This window comes from Vibrio fujianensis (assembly GCF_002749895.1).
GTDB lineage: Bacteria > Pseudomonadota > Gammaproteobacteria > Enterobacterales > Vibrionaceae > Vibrio > Vibrio fujianensis.
This window is the reverse complement of record NZ_NBUS01000038.1, coordinates 172,055-182,455: the sequence shown is the minus strand read 5'-3', so window position 1 is coordinate 182,455 and position 10,401 is coordinate 172,055. Positions and strand designations below refer to the sequence as shown.

The following is a 10,401-nucleotide window of genomic DNA, read 5'->3' as shown; positions in this document are numbered from 1 at the left end:
AACATCCACTAACTGTGGTTGAGAATCATCCCACCATAACTCGCCAATCGCCACTCCTGTTGACGCAGGAATACCGCTGATGGCCTGCTGCTTCTTAGCCAGTCGCCAATGCCCTTGTGTTTGAGCATAAGCAACAATTACCGCTAACTGAGCTGCTAACGTGACTAAAAAAGAGACTTCCATCTCACTAAATAAACGGGGAGATTTTTGCTGAACCACCAGCACCCCGAGCACTTGCTTACGATAGATAATCGGAGTGCCAAGGAAGGAATGGTAAACCTCTTCTCCTAACTGCTCAAAATATTTGAAGTTGGGATGCTGAGAAGCTTTGGCAAGGTTAATCGGCTCAGCTGTTCGCTTCACTAACCCCACCAATCCTTCGTCAAAACCGATATGAATTTTATCGCCTTTAAACTTCAAGCCTTGGGTCGCCATCAGCTCTAGGCGTCCCATTTCTTCATTAACTAAGTAGACGGTACAACATTCAGTCGCCATGGCACTGCATGTTTGTTTGACAAAAATATCCAACGCTTGATAAACGTCTTCAACTTTTGACACTTGTTCAACTATGTCCCTTAGCTGAGAAAGCATACTTATCCTCTTCGGTTTTTGCGCCTACCTTTTATTTTCCGCTCTTTAAAAGGCATCGCTAAGGAGGCAAACTCTTTCATCGCGCGTCGATAAACATCACGCTTAAAAGACACGACTTGCCGAACTGGGTACCAATAACTAACCCAGCGCCAACCATCAAATTCAGGGGTACTTCCACGTTGCATGTTAATTTTTGACTCATCACATTCAATACGCAGTAAGAACCATTTCTGTTTTTGTCCAATACAGACAGGTTGAGAGTCCCATCGTACCAAGCGTTTTGGTAGTTTATATCTTAACCAATGACGGCTGGTCGCAATGATTTTGACATCTTTTTTGGTTAACCCAACCTCTTCGTAAAGCTCCCGAAACATCGCTTGTTCGGGAGACTCACCCTCATCAATGCCTCCCTGTGGGAATTGCCATGAGTGCTGTCCATATCGTTTCGCCCAGAATACCTGACCATGGTTGTTACATATCACAATACCTACATTGAGCCGGTAACCATCGCCATCTATCACTGGCAAACCTCTAGTAAAATCTTAATGATGCTGATTTTTCCACATATCCCCAACAGGAGCAAACGAACTCGTGTGATTCATGCGATATTTATGACTAAGGAAGACTAAAGGGTACTCTTTTTATCCTTCCAAATAGTTATCAACAAAAGAATGAGACTTTGAGCACATTTATTCACGTTTTCTGTGAATAACCATGTGCAGAAATAAGTGAACAAAATAAAATCGCTTTTTTTTCCATTTTTACATCCATAAAAAGTTGAGAAAATAAAAAACTAATTAATTTAATATCAAACAGTTAAATTAAACCACCCACAATACACACGTTAATGATTTGCCAAGATCATAAAAAAAATACAAATGTTCAAAGATCAACCAACCCTACGGTTATCCACACAGACACGCTGTAACAACGCATAAAATGGAAAAGATTATTGAAAAGAGGCCTTCTAAAGCCCTGTATATCTATCCACACTAGTCCAATCATTTATTCCCTTGATTATCCTGTGGATAACCCAAGCACAACGCTTTTCTTTGCTTTGAATAAATCATCAATACGATCCTTTTTAGGATCGTTTTTGTTATAATCGATATTTTTAGTTGTCAAGAATCCCATGAAACCTGAACCTAAGAGTGAACAAGAACTACTCGATAGAGCGCAACACATCGCGGGGCTGACATTTGCTGAATTAGCTCAACAAGCAATGATGGAAGTTCCACTTGATCTTAAAAAAGATAAGGGTTGGGTCGGTCAGTTATTAGAATGGCATTTAGGGGCAAGCGCGGGCAGTAAGCCTCAACAAGACTTTGCTAAATTAGGTATTGAACTAAAAAGTATTCCGATTAGTTATACAGGAAAGCCCTTAGAAACCACGTTTGTCTGCGTTGCACCACTAACAGGTATCCAAGGATTAACGTGGGAAAATAGCCATGTGCGACATAAATTATCACGCGTTTTATGGGTGCCGGTACAAGGAGAACGAGAAATTCCTTTGCCTGAACGACGTGTTGGATCGCCCTTAATCTGGAGCCCTTCGGCAGAGGAAGAAGCGCTGTTAAAAGCTGATTGGGAAGAATTAATGGAATTGATCGTGCTTGGGCAAATATCACAAATTACAGCCAAGCATGGACAAGTCTTACAGCTGCGTCCGAAAGCCGCTCACGGGCGTGTCAAAACAGAAGCTTATGGTGTCAATGGCCGTCCCATTCGAACCCTACCACGAGGGTTTTATTTGCGAACTCAGTTCACAGCGAAATTACTAGCGCATTATTATGCTCTCCCCTGTTAGCCTTTATCTGGTTAATTCAAGTTTTTTCAGCTCTTGCATCAGGTGACCAACCACAAGATCTCGCTAAAATTTATTTTCACTAGAAGAGAGGTTCGCTTATAGTAACATTCTTGTAGCAAATCACTGACGTTGTACGAGAGCGATAGGCTTTTTCATCGCAACAAGGAAGTACTATGCAATATACCAAACTGCCACATTCCACCTTAGAAATCAGTAAAATTGGCTTAGGTACCATGACATTCGGTGAACAAAACAGTCAAGCCGATGCTTTTCAACAGCTTGATTACGCACTGGAACGTGGAGTCAACTTTATTGATACCGCTGAAATGTATCCAGTACCACCCAATGCTAAAACCCAGGGTAAAACTGAGCAATATATTGGTAACTGGATAGAAAAATCGGGTAAACGAGAAAAAATCGTCCTCGCGACCAAAATTGCTGGCCCTCGTAATGTTGACTACATCCGCGATAAAATGGCTCTCGATCACCGAAATATTCATCAAGCCATTGATGAGAGTTTACGGCGTCTAAAAACCGATTATATCGATCTTTATCAATTACACTGGCCACAACGGCAAACAAATAATTTTGGTCAACTGAACTACTCATACCCAGATACACAAGAAGAAGTTACGTTACTTGAGACATTAGAAGCGCTAAATCATCTCATTCGTCTGGGAAAAGTTCGTTATATTGGCGTTTCAAATGAAACGCCTTGGGGGTTAATGACTTATCTGCGTTTAGCTGAAAAACATGAACTCCCTAGAATGGTTTCGATTCAAAACCCCTATAACCTACTTAATCGTAGCTTTGAAATTGGTCTTTCCGAAATTAGTCATTTTGAAGGTGTTAAGTTGCTTGCTTATTCCCCTATGGCATTTGGCGTGTTAAGCGGTAAATATTTGCATAATGCTCGCCCACGCGGGGCGCGATGTACTTTATTTGAACGTTTTCAGCGTTACTTCACTCCACAAGGTATCGAAGCGACTCAAGCTTATGTCAATCTCGCTCAGGAATTTGGCTTAAATCCCGCACAAATGGCACTAGCTTTCGTCAACCAACAGCCGTTCGTCGCGAGTAATATTATTGGAGCCACTCAGTTATCTCAGCTAGAAAGTAATATTGATAGCGTAGAGATCACATTGGGTGATGAATTACTCTCCGAAATAACTAAAATCGCGACACGGTATTCAAACCCTTGCCCATAACAATATCCAGCAGAGTGAATTTAGCGATTCGCTCTGCTGATCTGCGGTTAGAACCTCTGTTGACCGGCGGTTAGAACATCGTCTCATGTTACAATCGTCTCATGTTACAATCGTCTCAGGTTATAATCGTCTCTGGCAATAAATGGTGCTTGTTAAGTAAACGGTACATTGTTGCTCGCGATATCCCCAATTCTTTTGCTGCATTGGATACTTGCCCAGCATGCGACTCTAATACTTGCAGTAACGCCTCGCGCTCCGAACGTTCTCGGATACTTTTCAACGTGCGTTTACTTTCAATACGTTTGGGTAGATCCAAGTGGCATTGATCGAGCATGACCGTATCAGACATCAATACCACTCGTTTAATTTGATTCATTAACTCTCGGACATTTCCCGGCCAGTGATAACGAGCCAGCAGATGTAAAGCATCCTCAGAAAAACTACGGGCTTGTGCATTATATTCTTTGGCATACTCTTTTAAGAAATGGTTCGCCAATAATTCAACATCTCCGGCTCTATCTTTTAGGCTAGGCACCTGAATTCTCAGCACATTAATATAATGGTACAGCTCTTCATTAAAATCACCATCAATTAACGCCTTTTCAATATCCATAGAATGTGCAGCTAATATCCGTACATCGACTTGTTGAAAGCCTTGCAGTGTACTGACTTTTCCTTCTTGTAAAAAACGCAGCAAGTTCCATTGTTGATTCTTTGGCAGAGCAAGAATGTCATTAAGCAATAAAGTGCCGCCATGCGCTTGTAGCAGTAAAGCCGGAGTGGTTGCTGAGCGAGCGCTCCCAAACAGCTCCTGTTCAAATCTTTGTTCGGCCATCGCGCGACAATTGATGGTAATAAATGGCTTTTGTGAGCGAGCGGAGGTTTTGTGAATCGCTTTAGCTACGCTCTCTTTTCCTGTTCCACTTTCTCCTGAGATCAAAATGCTGACATCAGTTGGTGCAATCCGTTTAATTTGATCGCGTAAGCGCTTCATTGCCACCGATTCGCCTACTAACCCCATGTCGGTATGTGCGCCATAATCTGGCCACACTTTTTTTTCTAGTTGGAGCATCCCTAACTGGTGACCAATGGTACTGAGCAACTGAGTGTCTGGAATTGGAGCGGTAAAAAAATCGATGCAGAAGTTGACGATAAATTGGCAAATCGTATCTGAACGAAGTTGAGATTCACGGATAAAAGCCAGCCAGCGAACCTGTTTATGACTACTGACTAAATTTGCCACGCCATTCAAGCTAAACTCATCGTGGCTCAGGTCAACAATACCAATACATGGCCCCACCTCGGAAAATATTTGATCGGCTTTGCGCAGATCAGCACATTGTTTACATTTCCAGCCTGCTTGCTCTAGCACTGATAACCACGGCTCATAAGTGCCTCCTACGACAATTAGCGAACCGGGAACACAACCCATGCGAAATTGAGTACCCATCAACTGGTTTCCTTATTCGTTTTTTATTTTTTATATTGCGCTACATTGGCGCGGAATTTATCGTCGTTACCTTAGTGGTACTCTAAAATAGAATCTGTATCACTATTAAGATTACACGATAAATCTCTCTGAATTGGATCAGTAAATTGCAGAAGTTTGATCTCAAAGGGAACTCTTTTCTTAGAAGAGCAAAATAAATAGAACGTTATACTTTTTCTGGTGGGGCATTCGCAGAGATAAAAAACATAAAAACCGCCTTTTGGCGGTTTTTATGTTGCTAAAACAATTACTGCTGAGGACGCATGGCTGGGAACAAGATAACATCACGAATAGTATGTGTATTGGTCAGTAGCATCACTAAACGGTCAATGCCGATACCTTGGCCTGCTGTTGGTGGTAAACCGTGCTCTAGTGCGGTAATGTAGTCCGCATCATAGAACATCGCTTCATCATCCCCCGATTCTTTCGCTTCAACTTGCGCTTTAAAGCGAGCATCTTGATCTTCTGCATCATTGAGCTCAGAGAAACCATTGGCAACTTCACGCCCACCAATGAAAAATTCAAAGCGATCAGTAAAGAATGGATTATCATCACTACGTCGAGCTAACGGTGAAATATCCGCAGGATAACCCGTAATAAAGGTTGGCTGCATTAATTTAGGCTCGGCCGTTTCACCAAAGATCTCTTCAAGAAGTTGACCACAAGTCCAGAACTCTTCCACTTCAACGTGAACCGATTTGGCAATCGACACCATAAGTTCACGATTTTGTATATCATCTTCTGTGAGCGCTTGGATTTGTGCATGATCTGGATTGTAGTGTTTGATCGCTTCAAACATGCTCATTCGCGCATATTCACCGCCAAACTCTACGGTTTCATCGCCATAAGGCATGGATGTTGAACCTAACACTTCCAAAGCAATAGTACGCAATAATTCTTCGGTGAAATCCATCAAGTCTTTGTAATCGGCGTACGCCATATAGAATTCCATCATAGTGAATTCTGGGTTATGACGAGGCGACAACCCTTCGTTACGGAAGTTTCGGTTAATTTCAAATACACGATCAAATCCGCCCACTACGAGACGTTTGAGATAAAGCTCCGGAGCGATGCGTAAGTACATAGGCATATCAAGTGCATTATGATGGGTGATGAATGGACGCGCACTCGCCCCCCCCGGAATCACATGCATCATTGGTGTTTCAACTTCCATAAACTGTTTAGAGATCATGAAATTGCGAATAGCGGACATCACTTTCGAACGGATCACAAACGCATGACGTGACTCTTCATTTACAATCAAATCAACATAACGTTGACGATAGCGCATCTCTTGGTCGGTCAGGCCGTGGAACTTCTCAGGTAACGGACGTAGTGCTTTAGTCAGTAATTCATACTCTTCCATATTCACATAAAGGTCACCTTTACCTGATTTATGTAAAGCACCTTTCACACCAATAATATCGCCAATATCTAATCCTTGATATTTTTCTTTCAGCGCTTTTTGAACTTCTTTCGAAGCATACGCTTGAATACGGCCAGACGTTTCTTGAATAACCAAGAATGGCCCACGCTTGGCCATGATACGGCCAGCAATCGCCACAACATGATTAAGGGCTTCTAACTCTTCTTTGCTCTTTTCACCGAACTTCTCTTGCAGATCACCCGCCAAGCTGTCACGGCGGAAGTCATTGGGGTGACCATTCGCCTTACAGCTCTTACGGATATGCTCTAACTTACTACGACGCTCTGCAATCAGTTTGTTTTCTTCTTGCGCAATTTGTGGTTGATTCGCTTCGTTTTGAACAGCATCAGTCATTTTGCATGTACCCTGTTTTATCGGTAAAAAGCTTATAGGCCTGATTTAAGGCTAGCTTCAATAAATTTATCTAGATCACCATCTAGAACCGCTTGCGTATTGCGATTTTCAACGCCAGTACGTAAATCTTTGATTCGAGAATCATCTAATACATAAGAACGAATTTGGCTTCCCCAGCCGATGTCTGATTTGGCATCTTCATTCGCTTGTTTTTCAGCATTTTGCTTTTGTAACTCAAGTTCAAATAACTTGGCTCGTAGCTGTTTCATTGCCTGATCTTTGTTCTTATGTTGAGAACGATCATTTTGACATTGCACCACCGTATTGGTTGGAATATGAGTAATACGAACCGCAGACTCTGTGGTGTTAACGTGCTGCCCTCCCGCACCTGACGCACGATAAACATCAATACGTAGATCCGAAGGATTAATATCAACCGCAATGTTTTCATCAATTTCTGGATAGACAAAGGCAGAAGCAAATGAAGTATGACGACGACCACCTGAATCAAAAGGGGATTTTCGTACTAAACGGTGAACACCAGTTTCTGTACGTAACCAGCCATACGCATAGTCACCGATAATACGCACAGTCGCCGATTTAAGTCCAGCAACATCGCCTTCAGAAACCTCAATGACTTCGGTTTTAAACCCTTTATCATCCGCCCAACGCAAATACATACGCAGTAGCATTGAGGTCCAATCCTGAGCTTCTGTACCACCCGAACCGGCTTGTAAGTCAATATAGCAATCTGAGGCGTCGTGATCGCCTGAAAACATACGACGAAACTCTAACTGTTCCAGTTTACTTTCAAGTTCACGTAATTCAGGTTCGATTTCATCAAAGGTTTCTTGATCATCAGCTTCAATCGCTAACTCAAGCAACCCTTCAACATCATCGACTCCTTGTTCTAATTGATCGATGGTTTCTACAACCGCTTGTAGTGAGGAACGTTCTTTGCCCAAAGCTTGCGCCCGCTCAGGTTCATTCCAAACATCCGGTTGCTCTAATTCTGCATTAACTTCTTCTAAACGCTCTTTCTTTGCATCGTAGTCAAAGATACCCCCTCAGGATTGTTGTGCGTTGCAACACATCCTGAATACGGTTTTTTATAGGATTGATTTCAAACATGTTGATTTTTGGCTTTATGAATAGAATTTAACCAAAGAATTCTACTGAAAAATGTGACGAAGATACAGGAAAAAATCCAGTCACGTTATCTCTTCTCTCGCTTCATTAAACTAGCAATATCTAATCCAAACCGCATGCGTCACCCAATAAAAAAGCGGATGAAAACCATCATCCGCCACTAATTTTGGTTAACCCTAGGGTCAACAGCCCTTAGATTATGCAGTGCTTTGATTAGAAGGCACTCGGCAGACTTTACCCGCGACAAAAAACATACAGATTAAAGCGGTAAAAGAAGGCAGTACCCAGCCCATCCCAACATCAAATAAAGGCAACGCATCAAACATGGACACATCCAAACCGCAGACTTTAGCCGCATCGATCAAGGCAAATAAGAAAGCGACCAATGTCACCACACGAAAAGCCACTTGAGGATTGGGCATTTTATGACGCACAAAAGCCAGTACCACTAAAGCAATCGCCACCGGATACAAGGCCACCAAAACAGGAATAGAGAGTGCAATCAGTTGAGATAAGCCAACATTCGCGACCGTCGCACATGCGACACCATTAATGATTACCCAAGCACGATATGGAATTGGTGTTAAAGAACAGAAGTAGTCAGAACACGCAGAGATCAAGCCAATCGCTGTGGTTAAACAAGCCAACAGCACAATGGTCGATAAAACGATTTGTCCATAAGGGCCAAATAATGCTTGAACATATTGACTTAAAATAAAGCCACCATTATCTGCCCCTCCAGCAATAGCAGAGCTGGTCGCGCCAAGGTAAAACAAAGAAATATAGACTGAGGCTAAACCAAAAGCAGCAATAAATGCCGAGCTAATCAGATATTTCGTCGTCGCTTTCTGCTCGGTAATTCCTTTGCTACGCAATGCATCAACGATCAGCATACCAAACATCAGCGCTGCCAAGGTATCCATCGTGTTATATCCTTCCAAAAACCCTTTGGTAAATGGCTGGTTTATATATGGGCCACTGGCCGCCATCCATTCCCCTTGCGGATCAAGAAAAACACCGATAGCTAATACAATAAGGCCAACAAAAAGAGCCGGTGTTAACAATTTACCAATCAGATCAATCAAACGGCCTTGTGACCAAGAGAAAAACATCGCCACAGCAAAGAAGAGGATAGAAAAAATCGTGAGATGAAGTTGAGATGTCTCGGCAAACAAGGGACTAACGGCCATTTCATAAGCCACAAGCCCTGTCCGTGGCGTCGCAAAAGCAGGCCCGATGATAATAAAAATAAGCACAGCGACTAATGTGGCAATCTTAGCCGGTAGATCTTTGGTAAGATGATTCCAAGTTCCGCCAGCAATCGCTACAGCAATAATAGAGACAAGCGGTAAGCCAACGGCAGTGAGAAGAAAGCCGGTCATCGCTGAAAGTAAATTTTCTCCAGCTAATTGGCCGGCCAATGGCGGAAAGATAATATTTCCAGCGCCGAGAAAGAACGCAAAAAGCATAAAGCCTAACGCGGCAATATCTGTTAATTTTAACGTCTGTTTCACAGATAACCCTTAAATAAATATGTAATAGATGTTGTGTGTGCATTGAAAGGGAAGTCGAGCTTCCTCTAACTAATAAGACTGGAATAATGACGAACCTATCGACTTTTCGCAATAGCTAAGCAAAAAACACCATATTAATTTATCAATGGAGCCCAAAAGCAGTGTATTACACTATTTGTTAAAAATAATACAGAATCATATTTCAATTAAACTCCACTACAAATGGTCAACATATAGCATAAAACACCAAACAAATTCACAACATCAGAGAAAATCGTCTCATAATTCATATAACACCCGATGTTTATAAAAAAGCAGCGCAATGAAAAGTAACCCTTTTAAATTTAAACAGTTTTCGATTACTCAACAGCAATGTGGCATGCCAGTCAGTACTGATGGCGTGATGCTTGGAGCTTGGGCATTTACTCACTCTCCGAAACGGATTCTTGATATAGGTAGTGGCACAGGCTTACTTTCCCTTATGTGCGCGCAGCGCTTTGCTCAAGTATCTATCTGCGCTATCGATATTGATCCATTGGCATTCAACTCAACCACTCATAATGTGGCTCTTTCGCCTTGGCAAGAACGCATTGAGGTATACCAACAAGACATACTGACCACTCTCTTTAGTACCCATTTTGACGGGGTGATCTGTAATCCGCCTTACTTCACTAGTGGAGAGATGGCGCACTCTTATTCACGAGCGCTCGCTAGACATACTCAGAACTTAACTCATTCAAGCTTAATTGATCGTTTAGCCGATCTATTAACTGAAGATGGTCGAGCTTGTTTTATCTTGCCAATTAAAGAAGGAAAATCATTTATTCAATTAGCCCAACAACAAGGTTGGTACCTAACACGAT

9 protein-coding genes are annotated in these 10,401 nt (G+C 42.2%); 3 read left to right on the top strand and 6 right to left on the bottom strand.

The annotated features are described in order from the left end of the window. Both B7C60_RS17850 and rppH read right to left on the bottom strand, forming a co-directional pair. On the bottom strand, positions 1-591 hold a 591-nt coding region (locus B7C60_RS17850), incomplete at its 3' end, for a GAF domain-containing protein (RefSeq protein ID WP_245868545.1). Positions 592-593: 2 nt separating this feature from the next. Further along, positions 594-1,112: an RNA pyrophosphohydrolase gene (gene rppH, locus B7C60_RS04715; protein ID WP_161428499.1), complete on the bottom strand. Its 519-nt coding sequence runs from the start codon at positions 1,110-1,112 to the stop codon at positions 594-596. 611 nt (positions 1,113-1,723) lie between these two features. Here rppH and mutH point away from each other — a divergent pair. Then, positions 1,724-2,398 (top strand): DNA mismatch repair endonuclease MutH, encoded by a 675-nt coding sequence (mutH, locus tag B7C60_RS04710; RefSeq protein WP_099610653.1) that lies wholly within the window; start codon positions 1,724-1,726, stop codon positions 2,396-2,398. Between the two features lie 173 nt (positions 2,399-2,571). Then, positions 2,572-3,606, top strand: a complete 1,035-nt coding sequence (locus B7C60_RS04705) for an NADP(H)-dependent aldo-keto reductase (protein ID WP_099610652.1) — start codon at positions 2,572-2,574, stop codon at positions 3,604-3,606. Between the two features lie 115 nt (positions 3,607-3,721). Here B7C60_RS04705 and vpsR read toward each other — a convergent pair whose 3' ends face one another. From vpsR to brnQ, 4 genes are all read right to left on the bottom strand, one after another. Continuing rightward, positions 3,722-5,056, bottom strand: coding sequence for a cyclic-di-GMP-binding transcriptional regulator VpsR (gene vpsR, locus B7C60_RS04700; RefSeq protein ID WP_099610651.1), 1,335 nt, complete (start codon positions 5,054-5,056; stop codon positions 3,722-3,724). Between the two features lie 286 nt (positions 5,057-5,342). Next, a complete protein-coding gene (gene lysS, locus B7C60_RS04695) occupies positions 5,343-6,875 on the bottom strand; it encodes a lysine--tRNA ligase (RefSeq protein WP_099610650.1) in 1,533 nt (510 codons plus the stop codon). A gap of 32 nt (positions 6,876-6,907) precedes the next feature. Then, a protein-coding gene (gene prfB, locus B7C60_RS04690) for a peptide chain release factor 2 (RefSeq protein WP_099610649.1) occupies positions 6,908-8,006 on the bottom strand; the annotation gives its coding sequence in 2 pieces (ribosomal slippage) (positions 6,908-7,930 and positions 7,932-8,006; 1,098 coding nt in all). A gap of 215 nt (positions 8,007-8,221) precedes the next feature. Next, positions 8,222-9,538, bottom strand: coding sequence for a branched-chain amino acid transport system II carrier protein (gene brnQ, locus B7C60_RS04685; protein ID WP_099610648.1), 1,317 nt, complete (start codon positions 9,536-9,538; stop codon positions 8,222-8,224). Positions 9,539-9,860: 322 nt separating this feature from the next. On the opposite strand from brnQ, the gene B7C60_RS04680 reads away from it, so the two are divergent. Next, positions 9,861-10,401 (top strand): tRNA1(Val) (adenine(37)-N6)-methyltransferase (locus B7C60_RS04680; protein ID WP_245868543.1); only part of this gene is annotated, 541 nt, incomplete at its 3' end.